15 protein-coding genes are annotated in these 15,142 nt (G+C 40.9%); 7 read left to right on the plus strand and 8 right to left on the minus strand.

Features of this window, described 5'->3' with window-relative positions:
• Position 1: 1 nt before the first annotated feature.
• Positions 2-550: a bifunctional adenosylcobinamide kinase/adenosylcobinamide-phosphate guanylyltransferase gene (cobU, locus tag ACM0OS_RS03900; RefSeq protein ID WP_414541846.1), complete on the minus strand. Its 549-nt coding sequence runs from the start codon at positions 548-550 to the stop codon at positions 2-4.
• A gap of 153 nt (positions 551-703) precedes the next feature.
• Between cobU and ACM0OS_RS03905 the strand changes: the two genes are divergently transcribed.
• The 3 genes from ACM0OS_RS03905 to hpsU are packed head-to-tail and all read left to right on the plus strand — an operon-like array spanning position 704 to position 3,095.
• Positions 704-1,519 (plus strand): hypothetical protein, encoded by an 816-nt coding sequence (locus ACM0OS_RS03905; RefSeq protein ID WP_414541847.1) that lies wholly within the window; start codon positions 704-706, stop codon positions 1,517-1,519.
• A 57-nt stretch (positions 1,520-1,576) separates the two neighbouring features.
• Positions 1,577-2,509 (plus strand): glycosyltransferase, encoded by a 933-nt coding sequence (locus tag ACM0OS_RS03910; protein ID WP_414541848.1) that lies wholly within the window; start codon positions 1,577-1,579, stop codon positions 2,507-2,509.
• Between the two features lie 22 nt (positions 2,510-2,531).
• Positions 2,532-3,095 carry a hormogonium polysaccharide biosynthesis acetyltransferase HpsU gene (gene hpsU, locus ACM0OS_RS03915; protein ID WP_414541849.1) on the plus strand — a complete coding sequence of 188 codons (564 nt, stop codon included), beginning with the start codon at positions 2,532-2,534 and terminating at the stop codon, positions 3,093-3,095.
• A 122-nt stretch (positions 3,096-3,217) separates the two neighbouring features.
• On the opposite strand, the gene ACM0OS_RS03920 is transcribed toward hpsU, so the two are convergent.
• The 4 genes from ACM0OS_RS03920 to ACM0OS_RS03935 form a co-directional block, all read right to left on the minus strand.
• On the minus strand, positions 3,218-3,985 hold the full coding sequence (locus tag ACM0OS_RS03920) for a DUF928 domain-containing protein (RefSeq protein WP_414541850.1): 768 nt from the start codon (positions 3,983-3,985) through the stop codon (positions 3,218-3,220).
• 8 nt (positions 3,986-3,993) lie between these two features.
• Positions 3,994-6,312 carry a CHASE2 domain-containing protein gene (locus ACM0OS_RS03925; RefSeq protein ID WP_414541851.1) on the minus strand — a complete coding sequence of 773 codons (2,319 nt, stop codon included), beginning with the start codon at positions 6,310-6,312 and terminating at the stop codon, positions 3,994-3,996.
• Between the two features lie 120 nt (positions 6,313-6,432).
• Positions 6,433-7,401 carry a DUF1822 family protein gene (locus tag ACM0OS_RS03930; protein WP_414541852.1) on the minus strand — a complete coding sequence of 323 codons (969 nt, stop codon included), beginning with the start codon at positions 7,399-7,401 and terminating at the stop codon, positions 6,433-6,435.
• Positions 7,402-8,040: 639 nt separating this feature from the next.
• Positions 8,041-8,820: a hypothetical protein gene (locus ACM0OS_RS03935; RefSeq protein WP_414541853.1), complete on the minus strand. Its 780-nt coding sequence runs from the start codon at positions 8,818-8,820 to the stop codon at positions 8,041-8,043.
• Between the two features lie 194 nt (positions 8,821-9,014).
• Here ACM0OS_RS03935 and ACM0OS_RS03940 point away from each other — a divergent pair, with 194 nt between their 5' ends.
• Positions 9,015-9,506 carry a DinB family protein gene (locus ACM0OS_RS03940; RefSeq protein ID WP_414541854.1) on the plus strand — a complete coding sequence of 164 codons (492 nt, stop codon included), beginning with the start codon at positions 9,015-9,017 and terminating at the stop codon, positions 9,504-9,506.
• Positions 9,507-9,598: 92 nt separating this feature from the next.
• Positions 9,599-10,417, plus strand: coding sequence for a type 1 glutamine amidotransferase (locus ACM0OS_RS03945; RefSeq protein WP_414541855.1), 819 nt, complete (start codon positions 9,599-9,601; stop codon positions 10,415-10,417).
• Here the strand turns inward: ACM0OS_RS03945 and ACM0OS_RS03950 are convergent.
• Positions 10,414-10,902 carry a hypothetical protein gene (locus ACM0OS_RS03950; protein ID WP_414541856.1) on the minus strand — a complete coding sequence of 163 codons (489 nt, stop codon included), beginning with the start codon at positions 10,900-10,902 and terminating at the stop codon, positions 10,414-10,416. The genes ACM0OS_RS03945 and ACM0OS_RS03950 overlap by 4 nt on opposite strands.
• A gap of 298 nt (positions 10,903-11,200) precedes the next feature.
• Positions 11,201-12,439, minus strand: a complete 1,239-nt coding sequence (locus ACM0OS_RS03955) for a cysteine desulfurase-like protein (RefSeq protein WP_414541857.1) — start codon at positions 12,437-12,439, stop codon at positions 11,201-11,203.
• 423 nt (positions 12,440-12,862) lie between these two features.
• On the opposite strand from ACM0OS_RS03955, the gene ACM0OS_RS03960 reads away from it, so the two are divergent.
• Complete coding sequence (locus ACM0OS_RS03960) at positions 12,863-13,084, plus strand: DUF4327 family protein (RefSeq protein WP_414541858.1); 222 nt, start codon at positions 12,863-12,865, stop codon at positions 13,082-13,084.
• 276 nt (positions 13,085-13,360) lie between these two features.
• Here ACM0OS_RS03960 and ACM0OS_RS03965 read toward each other — a convergent pair whose 3' ends face one another.
• A complete protein-coding gene (locus ACM0OS_RS03965) occupies positions 13,361-13,867 on the minus strand; it encodes a pentapeptide repeat-containing protein (RefSeq protein ID WP_414541859.1) in 507 nt (168 codons plus the stop codon).
• 263 nt (positions 13,868-14,130) lie between these two features.
• On the opposite strand from ACM0OS_RS03965, the gene ACM0OS_RS03970 reads away from it, so the two are divergent.
• Positions 14,131-15,093 carry an IS110 family transposase gene (locus ACM0OS_RS03970; protein WP_414541860.1) on the plus strand — a complete coding sequence of 321 codons (963 nt, stop codon included), beginning with the start codon at positions 14,131-14,133 and terminating at the stop codon, positions 15,091-15,093.
• The last annotated feature ends 49 nt before the right edge of the window (positions 15,094-15,142 follow it).

Below are 15,142 nucleotides of genomic sequence, written 5' to 3' on the forward strand. Positions count from 1 at the left end.
ATTAAATTTTGGGTGCGGGTAAGGGTGCGCCTAAAACACTGATATTTAAAACATGACCACCAGTCACTAAATAAACAGATTCGCACAACCTACCTAACTGGCGGACTAAAGTACCCAAGCGATCGCGAAACTCCCGGCCTAGAGGATAAGCTGGAACTACGCCCCAACCTGTTTCTTCGGCGACAAATATCATATCAGCAGCCACTAATTGCACTGTCTCCAAGAACTCTGCCAGAGTATTTTTCCAAATATCTTCATCTTGTTCTAAAACATTAGCTACCCAAGTTCCCAAAGAATCAACTACAAGGCAGCTATTAGGCTTGGCATCAGCAAGGGTAGCAGATAATTCCACAGGTACTAACAGTGTCACCCAATCCTGAGGACGGCGTTCTTGGTGTTGTTGAATGCGCTTTTGCCACTCGGCATCACTGGGGTTTTCCGTAGATGTGGCCACGTAAACAACAGCTTTTGCTGACTGTATCGCCAAAGTTTCTGCCCATTCACTTTTACCAGATCTGGCGGGGCCTGTGACTAAAATAACTTTACCCAAAACTTGTTCCTTCTTGAGACTGTTGAGACTAATAACTTTAACGAGATAAAATTAGCACCATCATCAGATTATTTATGCCAAAATTGGCAAAAGCGATAAATCCCAACAACCCCATACCACACCTTTGGGGACAGCAAACATCAGGATATTGTTATGAAAACAGGTTTAAAGCGAATTGAAGCAACTTTACATGATTTAGGGAATCGTAGTACTGTCCCCACTGAAGGCGGCGATCCCATCAAGCAGTCTTTCTCCTTTAGGATTAGTGTTGGCGCCACAGAATCTACAGCAGTTACTCAGACATCATCTGAGAAACAGACAACTGAACTGGATACAGAATACCAAAGTGGGCATGGGGTAGAGCAAAATTTATTTCCGCAACATCAATCTGTGCAGACATTCCCAGCACAAGAAATAGATGGTAAAACACCGAGCTTACCCAAGTTCAAAAATCCTAGCTTCAGTAGCCATCGCCACGGTGCTAATCCGGCACTAGCAATGAATATCTTACAAGAAATTCAAGAACATGTTGCAGGTTGGCAGATAGAACTACAGACAATCATGCAGCAAATTCAAGATATTTATTTAGAAGGCCCCATAGTTAATGGCTGGTTAGAATCCAATATTAATATTAAGGATAAGAATAAGGAACTAGAACAGGGCGGAACTGCTACATTACGCCACGCGGAAGTTGACCGTTTGATGGATTATGTAGAAGAAATTTGTACAACTAGTGGCAAAGTGTCTTATAAATCTGCCCTTACTGGTTATCGTCTTTGTGGTTTAGATGCTGCGGGTAAAGTCTGGTCACGTCCCTGTCCCCCAGAACAATTACCCATTGTCAGTATGGCCATTGCCCGGCATCAAAAGTTACGTCAACTTTTGGGACGCAAGCAATATTTAGAAACCCGTCTTAGTCAATTGGCTGAAACTTTGGTAGTCTTACATAGCAATATCCAGCAAACTTGAAGTTTAGCCGATTATTTCCGAAATAACTCAAAAACCAACGAATTTACCATCCGTCCTATGCCCGACACCCAAATCTCTGCCATTATCTGCACTCATAATCGAGATACCTATTTAGGCGCCGCGATTGATAGCTTGTTGGCACAAGATTTTGCCGCTGAGTTTGAAGTTGTGGTCATAGATAATGGATCTAGCGATCGCACTCGTGAAGTTGTAGAACAAAGACTTGGCGATACCCGTGTCAAGTACTTCTTTGAACCCACCCTTGGGTTATCGGTGGCCCGTAACACTGGTGCCAAAGTTGCTAGGGCGGAAATTTTGGCTTATTTAGATGACGATGCCGTTGCCAGTACTTCTTGGCTGCAAGTCTTGTATGCTGCCTATGAGCATAATTCTCAACTGGCCATCGCCGGTGGCAAAGTTACTCTTTTATGGCCTCCAGATATCCAACCACCACAGTGGCTATCTACTGGGTTAGCTAGCAATTTAGGCGCATACGACTTGGGCGACAGTATGATCTACATTGAGAAACCAGGTTTGACTCCCAGAGGGTTGAATTACTCCATCCGCCGCAGTTTCTTAGAAGAAATTGGTGGTTTTGATCCCCATCTCGGTAGAGTCGGGAAAAACTTATTATCTAATGAAGAATTGCAAATGACAGAATTAGCCCTCCAACGGGGTTGGCAAGTCGCATACCTTCCCGATGCTTTAGTAGCTCATAATGTTGCTCCAGAACGTGTTAACCGCTCCTGGTTTTTAAATCGAGGCTGGTGGCAAGGTATAAGTGAATGCTATCGGGAACAACTAGCTGGTAAAGCCGATATTGGTCAGTTGCAACGGGGTAGTGAGCGACTGCTACGGGGTTTATATAAGGCATTACAATATTTTTCGCATCCAGCAGAACGCTTTGATAATCTTGTTTATGCTTATGGTCAAATAGGTTACTTAAATGCGGCTATTCAAGGATTAATATCCCCAAATAAGAAACCATAATTTTATGTTAAAAAAATGACCAATGATTAATGACGAATCTTTTGTAGATTTACGTAAGTATGACCAATCGTGGTTTGATCGGGGACGACCTGGTTGGTATATTTTGTGGTGGTGGTTTGTACAGGCGATCGCTTTTCCTCTGACTCCTCATCCTTTTAGTGGACTGCGTTGTGCAATTTTGCGTCTATTTGGCGCTAACATTGGCCAAGGTGTCTTAATTCGACCTACTGCCCGTTTTACTTACCCTTGGAAAATCACCATTGGTGACTACAGTTGGATTGGTGATGATGTAGTTTTATACAGTCTAGATGAAATTACTATCGGTAATAATTGCGTAATTTCCCAGAAAAGTTATCTGTGTACTGGTAATCATGATATCCATGACGAGACTTTTGGTTTGAAAACTGCCAGTATCATTATTGGTAATGGTGCATGGGTAGCAGCCGATTGTTTTGTGGGGCCGGGTGTACAAATTGGTTCTAATGCCGTGATTGGGGCGCGCAGCAGTGTTTTTACTAATATGCCACCTGGACAAGTTTGCTTAGGAAGTCCTTGTCGTCCCCGGTATCCCAGGCAGAAAAATTAGGAAGATTTCACCGAAGAGGCCTACGGTGTACACACAAGTCGTATCAAGTTGCCTAATAGTGTTTCGATCCCCCCTAACCCCCCTTGAAAAAGGGGGGAACAAGAATTAAAGTCCCCCTTTATCTAATTTTTTTCCTCAAGAATGGGTTTTTCGGTAATGTCATCCAAGCCAATGCTGTTGAGTAAATCTCGCCACTGTGTTTTAAGTGTGGCATCTTGAGGTTTTTGCTGCCGCAATTTAGCTAAGGTTGTAAGTGCTTCATGCCAAATGCCATTTTCGGCATATATAGCAACCTGTTGTAAAGGTGTGGCTGTTTTTATCTGTTGGGTAATATTCGGATTTAAGTCAATGCGTTTAATTACCCCTTCTACATATATGGGAGGAGATTGCTTTTGCTGATTACAGTTAATAGTTAAAAACCATCTATATCGTTTTTCTAAAGCTAATGGAGGAGTGTTGCTAGGTAGAGAAATACTGATAATTCCTGGTTGATCTGGTAGGGCGATCGCTTGCTGATAAATTGGGTTTAAATCTTCATCTTGTAAAATAAATTCTGTGGGGTAATCAACATCTTTGGTATATGGCATATAAAACCAGAAAGTAGGATGTGTTTCTGTAGCTAATCCCCACACATTTGTCACTGAAGGAGGTTCCTGATTCAATGGTACCAGGGCAGTGAGTTCGGGTTTGACTGCGGGACAATTATCGCGTCTTGCTCCCCCACCTCGACGTCCTCCAGGTGGCGAATCTGCTGGTGGTGGTGGCGGAATAAAGTTAATAGTTTGGGCAATATGTGTAGGTGCTGGACTTGCTAAACTTAAAGTCTGGGAAGTGACAAAACCTGTGTAGCTAAAAGCTAAGACTAAAAATAGTTTTACTTTGTGTAACATAGTTATATTTATGTTTCTTGATTGTGGTTAATTGTGAATTTTGATATCACACCAGCAGTAGCTACTAAAGATAAAACTGACGGGGTAAATGGTACCCAAAGACCTCCAATTAAAAGACCAAAACATAGTAAATACAAAACACCAGAAGCTACACCCAAAGCCAAAGCTAATCGAGGCAGTAAACGCCATTGCCAAGCAAGTACACCACCAACTACAGACCAACTCCCAATCCAAATCACTTCTAACCAAGGTGACCAAACTCGCAGCAAGGGTCGCCCATCTAAAACAGCACTGAGAATTTGGCTAACTTTATGGGCATGTACCAATACTCCTGACATTTGCTCATCTAACCGAGTGCCATAGGGAGTAGCCCAATAGTCTGGTAAATCTCCTTTGGCGACTACACCAATTAAAACAATCCGGTTTTGAATTGCTTGGGGATTAATGGGATTAGATAATAGTTGGGTGAGTGATATTTGTTCGGCAATTTGTTTTGTGGAACGGTAGTTAAGTAAAACTTGACCACCATTTGCGTCAATACCTTGATAAGCACCAGCGCGGGATGAAAGGCGATTAAAAACAGTCTTATCTAGCTGTAGATTTCCTGTTGATGTAAACTTCGGTTCAATTCCTTTAGATAAGAGATAACGAAACGCCAGTTGTGTACTCAGTGCATAACTTGCAGAACACACAGATGCAGTTTCTTGGTTCATATACAACAAATGCCGCCGCACCACATCATCCGCATCGTGAATAAAGTCACTGAATCCTAAGCGTTGCAGGGGAATTTCTGGCGGTGGTTGAATACCTTTGGTATTGGCTGTAATATCACTACCTTTACAAACACCAATTAAGTTATCAGTTTTTTGTAGACGAGAAATTAAATCTGGGTTTTCGGCAGGAAAATCACGATAGATATCTAACCCAATGGCTAGGGGTTGATACTCTTGTAATTTTGTGAGTAATTTATCGAGATATGTGTCAGAAATAGAAGTACCTTTTAATAACTCCTGATTGCGTCGTTGATTCATTAAATCGGTATCATCAATTGTCACCACTAGTAACCTTTGATCTGTTCCTTCATCAGGACGCGATCGCATCATTTGGTTATAAGCTTGTAATTCACTACTTTGCAAAATTCCTAACCACCTGATTCCACAAACTAAGGCAGTAACCGCCAAACTGGATAACAAAGCTTTGTTAATTTTGGGTCGAAATGACTGATGTAAATCTGGTTCTGGTTTTTGGATTTGTATTAAATCTTGCCAAGTGGGTGGTATCTGTGCTGGATTTTGGCAAATTATTGGTAGCCAAGTGGCGCAAGGAAATCGATCTTCCATTCCCTGCAATCGTTCTCGCCCTTGTCGCACTGCTTGATATAAAGACTCTCCATTGGCAAAGCCTTCTAAAAAATATTTCAAGAATTGCTGGGCCACTTGGTCTGGCACAGGTTCGCGCATGACAATCATTTGGGGAATGTGCAAATCAGCAAGTTCTCGCGCCAGTCCTAAACCATCACAAGAGTTGAAAATTGCCAATTTTAAGCCGCGTTCAATGGCTTTTCGGAGGGCGTATTTTAATTCGCCGATACTGAGGCTATCAGTTTTATTTAAGTAAATGCGACCACAGCTATCATGCTGTTGACTAGAACTATGCCCAGCAAAAAACAGAATATCCCAGTTTTTTTTCCACAAATAATCGGTTAATTCCTGGCGTTGTGGTTCTACTAAAAAGCTGACATCGGCATGAGGACATTTCTGTAATAAAGCTTGATCAGCCTGGATATCAATGCCCTGACTACTACCCAAAATCGCCAAAATATTCACCACTGGTTTGGGGGCGAGTGACTGAATAATATACTCGTATGTTGGCGATGCTAAAGCAATTTCTGCCTTGGGGTAGCGGTCTAGTAAATCCCACGAGTGCCAAGGTAATCTCTGCAATTGACTATTTTCTGATTGTAAAATTACTCGGATTTCGTCGGTAGGTGACAATCTTTCGAGCCATTTTTCTCTGAGGGGGCGAAATTCTTCAGCACGCAGCCAGGTATTAAAACGCGCCCGTAACATATGGGACATACTGTGGCAATCCTGGGTGATGGACACGTTCGTCACCTGTATTTTTGCAGCATCTAGGCGATATTGGTTGCCCAATTGTAAATAGCTAGATTGCCAACGGTCATAATAAAGCGGCATTTCTGGGCATGGTGGCAGTTTTCCCGTAATTTCTGTAAAGGGGCGATCGCCTTCTTCACCTATTTGCAGAGTGACGGTAAACCCCTGCTCAAAACTACTATCTCCGATTTTTAAAACTACTAATTTCGTCATGACTGTTGTGTCACTCCCAGTCAAATTTTAATTGACAATTTAAAATAACTGCTGCGCTGTGTACGCCTCAATAACGGCGATTTCATCTCTCTAAAATCTAAAAAAATTACAATATTGGTTTTAGATTATAAAGTTTTCTGTAATACTCATATCATCGAATGATACCTGAACGCTAAATTGTTCTTTAATTTCACCTTTAAATTGCAATTGAATGTAATTATCTGCACTTCTAGCAGCCGCTTTTAAAAATACTGCTCCCGATTGATCTAAAACTGTGAGTTGTACGTTTTCGGGTAAATAAATTTGATTACCTGTGGCGTGTAACTGTAGACGAATACTGGTTTGTTGGTTAGCCTCAGGGTTGATTTCTATAAGCAACATTACGGGTTGGTTATCTATTTGAATACCCAAGTCCATTAGTTTCGCCCTTCTGGTAACCGTTTCCGCTTGGTTAAGAGGTGTGTTTTGCGTCGTTACTGGACTACGAAAACCATAGGCGGGTATAGATCCTAGAGAATTCCACAAAGATTCCAGAGTTTGCCAACCCGCTTCACATTGACCAACAAACCACTGACTCAAATTCACCAGCGTTTTAACTGGGGATGTTTTGAGTTCTGCTAAACAATCAATTAATGTTTCTGGGGGTTGTAATTGATTTAAAGGAAATGTCTCAGTTGTGGCATTTTTAATAAATCCCAGCAGCTTTGCTTCATGAAGCGATTCATCAATTTGCACCACTACATAACCTACTCGTTCTTCCCAAGTTTCTGCGGGAATTGTACACACCTGTTCATGTAACCTCACAGGACGACATTCTAGACGACCAACTGAGGGTATTTCTAGGTCAGCTACATTGGCACAGAGTCGTACAATTAAATTCCAACTATCACTATTGCTGAGGTCAGTAGGAATTTCCATCATCTGTAAGTAGTCATTGACTACTGATACAGCTAAGGTATTTAGCCGGACTTGTTCTGCCTTAGCTGAAGTTGGCTGTTGGTCGGCAAATAACTGTGCTGTGGTGCGGGCTGCTTGGGAAATAGGCAATGGTACTGCAAAATTTTCTAGCCAAGAAGTGATGTTAGTCATGATTCAATCTTCAGGGATCAATGCTGCTGTCTATATATCATCTGTACTCAAGAGTTTTATGCCATGAAATTGGGGATTTGTTTTCACCCTGTGGTTGGAGAATTTTTTTATCTGTGCCAACTGCCTGTTTAACTGGCTAATTCCCCGACTTGCCCATGATTTTGCCCATGATTGTCCCGGAAGATTCTCAGACTATCAACCCTAACCCTCTCCCATAACTCTAATGGACTGACACGCCTAAATTAGTGCAAAAAAACTGTAGGTTGGGTTGAACGAAGTGAAACCCAACGCTGCCGATAATGTTGGGTTTTTTACGTCAACTCAACCTACATCTAATACACTATTTTAGCTGTGCCAGTCCACTACATTAAATTTTTAGGACTTACGCAAGTGTCACCAAAAATAAAAATTTTTTGCTTGTAGTAAAGGCTAACCTACGGGTTCTGCGAAGCAGTACAGCCCTTATCTAGAGGACTAAAGTCCTCACTCTTCGAGTGATGCCTCCGGCACGCTGACGCGAACGTTAGTCGCTCATGGGGGAGACCCCCCGCCGAAGGATGCCCGAAGGGCTGTAGACCGCGCTAACTCACTACAAACTTAAAATAATATGCCAGTTGCGTAAGTCCTAGAAGCATTTTATTAAACTAAATAACTGGTATTAGGGACAATAGGAAAGAAGGCATATTCATACCAAGCCGTCCAAACAAAACTTCTAATCCATCTTTGATACTTTTGAGGGCTTAATTCATAACTAAATTCTCCCTGAGATTTATCAATAGAAGATAGATGTGAATTACAACCGCAACCGTGATGATAGGTAAAACCGTATTTAGAAGCGATGCTTTGCACTTTCATTTGAATAGCAAAAACTTTTCCTGCGTGTAACACAGCATCCCAAGAACGCTTATGTACTATGTCGCGTTTATCAAAACGTAAGGCGCGTTCTTCAAATACATGATCTCGATAAATGGGAGCTAGATGTACATGATAGAAACTAGCAGGTAATTCATATCCAAATTCATCAAACAGTTCCTTGGCAATATGAGCTACTCTGATCTCATCTGCATACTCTGTTCCCTGAAATGCAATATTTTGAATAATTTGGTCAAAATTGGGATAGCTATCAATCAAAAAGTCATTTCCATAAAATTCCAAAGTCTCAATAGCTAATGTGCCAAATAACTGGGAAAATGCTGATTTTAAATTACCTAATTCTGGGCGTTCATGAAATAAATCTACATCACCATGCACTAGTTTATATTGGAACAACTGCGCCATTTCCACATAACTCTGTGGGTTATCAAGTCCTACATTTGCTATTCCTGCTGCAATATCTTGCCATACAGGAGGCAATTGAGCAATAGGAACTGCATTTTCAGAAGCAATCACCGTAATATTAGGAGCTTCGATAACCTGCATAAATAATCTCCATTTAAATTTGGCATCAGCATTTAATCACAATACTTGTCTGGGAAAATTAAATATTACTAAAATATTTTTTTGGTTATTTTAATATGTGTAAATTAAATGCACAGCATTAGATACTTTGACAGTATCGTGACAATGTTACAAAAAAACTGTTACATAGAATACAAAATTTTCAGATATGAGATATGTTGATTGAACACTTCCAGACGTTGGCACAGTACAATACCTTAGCAAATGGTCGTTTGTATAAAGTTTGTTCACAGCTTTCAGATGTCGAACGCAAACAGACTCGACCAGCATTTTTCAAAAGTATTCACGGCACTTTAAATCATATTATGCTGGGTGACTGCATCTGGATGGGACGCTTTACAGGTCAACAGATGCCATCTCAAGGACTTGATGCTATCCTCTATGATAACTTTGAGGATCTATGTGCAGCCCGTGTTTTAGAAGATGAACGCATCGAAGTATTTATTCGGAACCTAGATGCTGATTTCTTGCAGGGAAAAATCATTTATAAAAATAATCAGGGTAAAATTCACAACGATTCGGTGAGTTTGTTGCTAGCACACTTTTTCAACCATCAAACCCATCACCGAGGGCAAATTCACGATATGCTTACCCAAACGGAAATTACTCCTCCAGTTTTGGATATGCATCGGGTGATTGCGCCATGATGAAGACGCAGGGGAGCAGGGGAGCAGTCCCATAATTTATGTGTGGGATTAATCTAAAATCTAAAATCTAACAATCTAAAATCGAAAATTGTATGAGTTCTGAAAATTTAGAATTAATTATTGGTTGGCTGTATCCCACACTGATGAGTACTTATGGCGATCGCGGTAATGTCATTACTATAGAACGTCGCGCTCAGTGGCGGGGATACGATGTGAAGGTTGTAGCCTTGGATCAAAATGCTACAGCCGCTGATATTAAAACTGTAGATGTCATAGTTGGTGGTGGCGCACAAGATCGCCAGCAAGAAATCGTCATGCGCGATTTGCAGGGTGCGAAAGCTGATGCCATGCGTGAGAAAATTGAAAATGGGACACCAGGAGTCTTTACTTGTGGTTCTCCCCAACTACTGGGACATTATTATGAACCTGGTTTGGGACAAAGGATTGAAGGGTTAGGCATCCTCGATTTAGTTTCGGTACATCCTGGGGAAAATACTAAACGCTGTATTGGTAACTTGGTAATCGAAGTTACAGCCTCTCGTCTAGCCCAGGAACTAGAAGAGATGACGGGAAGCAAACCTTATTTAGTGGGCTTTGAAAATCACGGCGGACGCACCAAGTTAGGTAAAGTAGAAGCCTTGGGACGTGTGGTGTATGGCTTAGGCAATAATGGTGAAGATGGTACAGAGGGAGCATTTTATCGTCATGCGATCGCCACTTATTCCCATGGCCCCTTATTACCTAAAAATCCTTTCGTAGCTGACTGGTTAATTCAAACAGCATTGCGATTAAAGTATCAGCAGGCGATCGCCTTAAAACCTTTAGATGATACTCTGGCTGTACAAGCGAGAGAAGCCATGTTGAAACGCTTAAAAGTTAGTTCACCCACTCCGACAACAGCAAAAGCTTAACGCCTTTTAAATTTCCGCACCTTAGAAACGGGACGCATCGCTTCTCGGCCGAGGAGAAACATTCCCGTGACACCCAAACTGACAACCCAAGCATATTGATACCAGTATTGGTGAATCTGTTCAATGGTAGTTAGTGCTGGATTTAACGTGTTTAAGTAAAGCAGTAGCACCAGTATCATGAGCGCCCCAAAACCTACAAAGCTCAAACCAATGAGAATCCGCGCAGGGCGAAGCTCCCAATCGCTAATTTGCTCTAAATTAATTTCTGCAAGTTCCTGCAAAGATTCATCAGCCACATTGGAAGCTACGCGCAATTTGTTACTGAGTTTGGGTGGTAATATTGGTGTCAATGTTGCTACAGTAGGGCGACGTAGCAAAGCCTCAGTATCTCGTAGTAACTCCAATGGCTGACGAGCATTAGTTGGTTGAGCAAAATCTAGATTATCCGTAGCAGTGGGGACGGTGGCTTTGCTTTCCAAATCCATAACGCGCCTGAGAAGAAAAAGGATATCAATAGCCTAGCGAATCAGTTAGCAGCAGTGCAAACCCAAGAAATAATTTCTCTGGGGATTGGGGAAGAAAAAGCAGGTGGGAAATAATTTAGGCTTGTACCAAAATCTGTCTTCCTCATCCCCCCACATTTCTCTTAAGGAACATGAATTAAATAACATGCAAGTCTAGTTTTTGACCTCACCTCGCCTTTGACTTGCGTCAAAGTCTCCCCTCTCCTTGGTAAGGAGAGGGGTTGGGGGTGAGGTTCTGTATTTTATTAAATCCACATTCCTAACCGGAAATCACTTGCTCAAAAGCCTTAATCAGCCCATCAACTTCTTCTATTGTGTTGTAATGCACCATACTCACGCGGATAATACCACCTTGGTTAGCTAATCCCAGAGATTCGATTAGCCGTTTAGCATAAAAATCACCGTAGCGAATCCCAATATGATGGGGGTCGATTTTTACAGGGATAGTCGAGCTATGAACACCCTCAACTACAAAAGATATGGTAGGTACCCGCGATTCACGATTAGCTATTGATTGGCCAATGACGCGGATTTTCGGCTGACTGTTGAGGTATACTAGCAGGCGATCGCTAATTTTTTCTTCATGCACACTCATTAAATCAAAAACTTGCACCATTTGATTTCTTAATTCAGGTGCAGTTTCATTTCCATAATGTAGTTGTGCTAATTCACTTAAATAATCACATAAACCAAGCATCCCATAAGTTAATTCAAAATTAAGATTACCTAACTGAAATTTATAAGGAATATCTGTCTGTTCAATAAAATAATGGTTTAGTCCAGGGATGCTTAATAAATGTTCTTCTTTTCCATATAGTAAAGCACAATGAGAACCATAAACTTTATAGCAACTCAAAGCATAAAAATCCACATCTAAATCTTGCACATCCACTAATCTATGGGGAGCATAAGCTACTCCATCTACACAAATCATGCCTCCCCGCTCATGCACAAATTTTGCAATTTCTTTAATAGGGTTGATAGTTCCCAAAATATTAGAAGCATGAGTCAAAGCTACTAATTTTGTGCGCCGACTTATTAACATTTCTAAATCTTCTAAATGAAGTTCTAGTGTCTCTGGGCGAATTTGCCAAAATTTAACTTTAATTCCTTGTTTTTCTAGAGCCACCCAAGCACCAATATTTGCTTCATGGTCGCAATTAGTAACTATAATTTCGTCGCCAGGTGTGAATGTTTGGCTCAGACAAAGTGCCAGAATTTTTAACATCATAGTAGTGGATGGCCCCATAACCACTTCTTTTGGTGATTTGGCGTTAATTAAAGTAGCCATTCCCTGAGTAGCCAACGCCACTCGCTCTCCTGCTAGTTGAGAAATTTCATAAGAAGCTCCCAACTGAACATCAGTAGTTAGGAGAAATTCGCTAATTCTATCTACAACCTTTTTGAGAGTTTGTGACCCACCAGCATTATCGAAAAAAGTCCATTTTCCTGATAGTGCCGGAAAATATGGGCGAACTTTATCAATATTCAAAAACATAGTCTGATTTCTCCAGAAAATAAATGTCACTGATGAGTGTATCAATCCCAGTTTGGGGTTTATCGAAGATACACCACACACCCAGGATAAAGGCAGAAATACCGATATATCAGCACTTACGCCAGCAAAATGATTTTGCCTAAAATTTTTGGCGGGTGTCTATCTCAAGACTGATACCAATTTGTGTTGAGATATGCGATTGTGAGCAAAGCGTAAAGATAGATAATTGCTTCTACGCTGCAATAAAAATACACCTTTGCTTTTGTCACGACAACTTGGGATGAGACAGGCGATCGCTCTTACAAGTGTTAGATGTTTTTATTCTTCACAATTTACTCTAATTTTTTTGATAAGTTTAAGATAGAGCCAAAAAAAATTTGGTCTTGAATAAAAATTCCTTGATTAAACAGAAAGGAACAATCTATGGATACTGCTGTTAGATATGATATTGGGGTTATTAAGGAAGAAGCACGGCAGCTAGTCAATAAGGGACTGATTGACCGTCAACAGCCAATTTATTCTCTATGTAGATATATTCCTCATCGTGACTGGCTCTTGTTTGAGATTGAGCTAGAAAAGAACGAATTTTTGCTCAGGGATCGAATTATTGACCTTTTGAGTAGTGAAACCTGGGAAGATGACTGATGCTGCCTGTAACAGCTTTTCTACATTAGCGGCATTCACCACAAAATTTCTAAATAGAGCCATCAAGAAGAAATTGTAATTTTTCTTTTTGCTTTGCGTTCAAACAAATAATATTCATTTTTAACTAAGCTATATTTGCTTTTTAGTTAAATCCTGCTGCGGTAAACGAGTACTCAAGAAAATGACTCCGGTAATGATGCCGTTTTCTGTTCCTGTTTCCTGATCTGAAAACAAGCTAAGAATATACTTCCTCGCCCTGGAGGTGTCGTGCTTTAACTATCGGCACCCCAGACTATCCCGTGTAGCAACACCAGTTACAGGATTAATTCCAGTAGCGCGATCGCACATTAACGCCACTTGATAGCGGTCAATCAAAGCATCTGTAAAATCAGCACCCGTAATATCCGCATCGAAAAAACGACTACGGGTCATAGTCGCTTCAGTAAAAATAGCATTTTTTAAATTTGCCCCGTCTAAGGTGACACGATCAACTAAAGCACCAGTCAGGTTGGCACTTTCCAAATTAGCTTTTAATAAAACTCCCTTAGTGAGAATTGCATTTTTTAAATTTGCGCCTTGAAAATTAGCCTCTCGCATCTCCGCAGCCACAAAAGTCCCACCCGCCAAATCAGCATAGGAAAAATCACGATTTTGTAAACTGCCATTGCTGTAGTTGATTGTATTTAGTTGAGCAAAAGCCGGTTGGGGATTGATTATCACCCACAAGCAAGCCAAAATTACAATCACCATCAAACTCAACAATTTCAGTAAAATCTTTTTCATAACTTTACAAACTTGATCGATCATCATTAGTCATTAGTTTAACGACTAACCCGCTTTAATCACTATCGCCCTTAGAAAAATATAAAACCCTTATTTTTCAAGGCTGGGACGGTCTACTACAACAATCTCTTTGACAGAACTCGAACAGTCGCCGGGGTCAAAGCTTTAAACACTGATAGTTAAAGTATACAGTCCGTATCGGGCAAGGATGAGTGTAATCAAGGGGATAAATTCAACATAAAATGAACAATGTTGAGAAAAAAATGGAAAATATCTCTGTATGGATAGGCATTGATGTGAGCAAAGCCACTCTTGATATTTACATCCGTCCCATAGGTAAAGCATTCAAGGTTGGTAACACGGAAGTAGAAATAGCTAATCTAGTTGAGCAACTAAAATCATTCGATATAAACCTCATCGTATTAGAAGCAACAGGAGGACTAGAAACCGAAGTTATCATCCAATTACAAGCAGCACTTTTACCAGTGGCATTAATTAACCCACGCCAAGGAAGAGATTTTGCTAAAGCCACAGGTCGGTTAGCAAAAACTGATGTAATTGATGCACAAATCTTGGCACATTTTGGGGAAGCAATGAAGCCCCAAGTCTTAGCGATTGAATCAGAATCTGCACGTCAACTCTCAGAATTAATTAGTCGAAGACGACAATTAGTCGAGATGCGAACTGCTGAAAAAAATCGGAGTGAACGAGCTCGTGGCAAAGCCTTGATAGATATTGAGGAGCATATTCAACAACTTGATGAACGTCTGGCGAAACTAAATCAAAAAATTGAAGAATTGACGCAGAATAATCAACAATGGATTGATAAAGTCAATTTACTCCAAACTACTCCTGGTATTGGCCCTGTTATTTCTACTACCCTAGTTTCTGACTTACCAGAACTAGGTCAATTAACCGCCAAGGAAATTTCTCGCTTAGTTGGTGTTGCACCGATTAATCATGATAGTGGTCAACACAAAGGTAAGCGGATGATTCATGGTGGTCGTGGCCATGTTCGTGCCACTCTTTATATGGGTGCTGTAGTTGCAATGCGTCATCATCCTGTGATCAAAGCTTTTTACGAGCGTCTTGTTGAACGTGGTAAATCCAAAAAGTTGGCTCTGACTGCTTGTGTTCATAAAATGTTAGTCATTTTAAATGCAATGGTTCGGGATAATTTATCTTGGCGTGTAACTGACAACTTACAACCGATTGTCCACACTTAAGACTACAAACCTTTTTATACAATGCTAGCTCACAAGCATCGGCGATCGC

The sequence above is a fragment of the Nostoc sp. CCY0012 genome (assembly GCF_963920855.1).
Classification (GTDB): domain Bacteria; phylum Cyanobacteriota; class Cyanobacteriia; order Cyanobacteriales; family Nostocaceae; genus Cyanocohniella.

Excerpts from the sequence above, each read along its gene's own strand:
- ACM0OS_RS03910 (WP_414541848.1), top strand. The coding sequence starts at position 1,577 with ATGCCCGACACCCAAATCTCTGCCATTATCTGCACTCATAATCGAGAT.
- ACM0OS_RS03955 (WP_414541857.1), bottom strand. The coding sequence starts at position 12,439 with ATGTTTTTGAATATTGATAAAGTTCGCCCATATTTTCCGGCACTATCA.
- ACM0OS_RS03920 (WP_414541850.1), bottom strand. The coding sequence starts at position 3,985 with ATGTTACACAAAGTAAAACTATTTTTAGTCTTAGCTTTTAGCTACACA.
- ACM0OS_RS03940 (WP_414541854.1), top strand. The coding sequence starts at position 9,015 with ATGTTGATTGAACACTTCCAGACGTTGGCACAGTACAATACCTTAGCA.
- ACM0OS_RS03970 (WP_414541860.1), top strand. The coding sequence starts at position 14,131 with ATGGAAAATATCTCTGTATGGATAGGCATTGATGTGAGCAAAGCCACT.
- ACM0OS_RS03935 (WP_414541853.1), bottom strand. The coding sequence starts at position 8,820 with ATGCAGGTTATCGAAGCTCCTAATATTACGGTGATTGCTTCTGAAAAT.
- ACM0OS_RS03930 (WP_414541852.1), bottom strand. The coding sequence starts at position 7,401 with ATGACTAACATCACTTCTTGGCTAGAAAATTTTGCAGTACCATTGCCT.
- hpsU (WP_414541849.1), top strand. The coding sequence starts at position 2,532 with ATGATTAATGACGAATCTTTTGTAGATTTACGTAAGTATGACCAATCG.
- ACM0OS_RS03945 (WP_414541855.1), top strand. The coding sequence starts at position 9,599 with ATGAGTTCTGAAAATTTAGAATTAATTATTGGTTGGCTGTATCCCACA.
- ACM0OS_RS03950 (WP_414541856.1), bottom strand. The coding sequence starts at position 10,902 with ATGGATTTGGAAAGCAAAGCCACCGTCCCCACTGCTACGGATAATCTA.
- ACM0OS_RS03965 (WP_414541859.1), bottom strand. The coding sequence starts at position 13,867 with ATGAAAAAGATTTTACTGAAATTGTTGAGTTTGATGGTGATTGTAATT.
- ACM0OS_RS03960 (WP_414541858.1), top strand. The coding sequence starts at position 12,863 with ATGGATACTGCTGTTAGATATGATATTGGGGTTATTAAGGAAGAAGCA.
- ACM0OS_RS03905 (WP_414541847.1), top strand. The coding sequence starts at position 704 with ATGAAAACAGGTTTAAAGCGAATTGAAGCAACTTTACATGATTTAGGG.
- ACM0OS_RS03925 (WP_414541851.1), bottom strand. The coding sequence starts at position 6,312 with ATGACGAAATTAGTAGTTTTAAAAATCGGAGATAGTAGTTTTGAGCAG.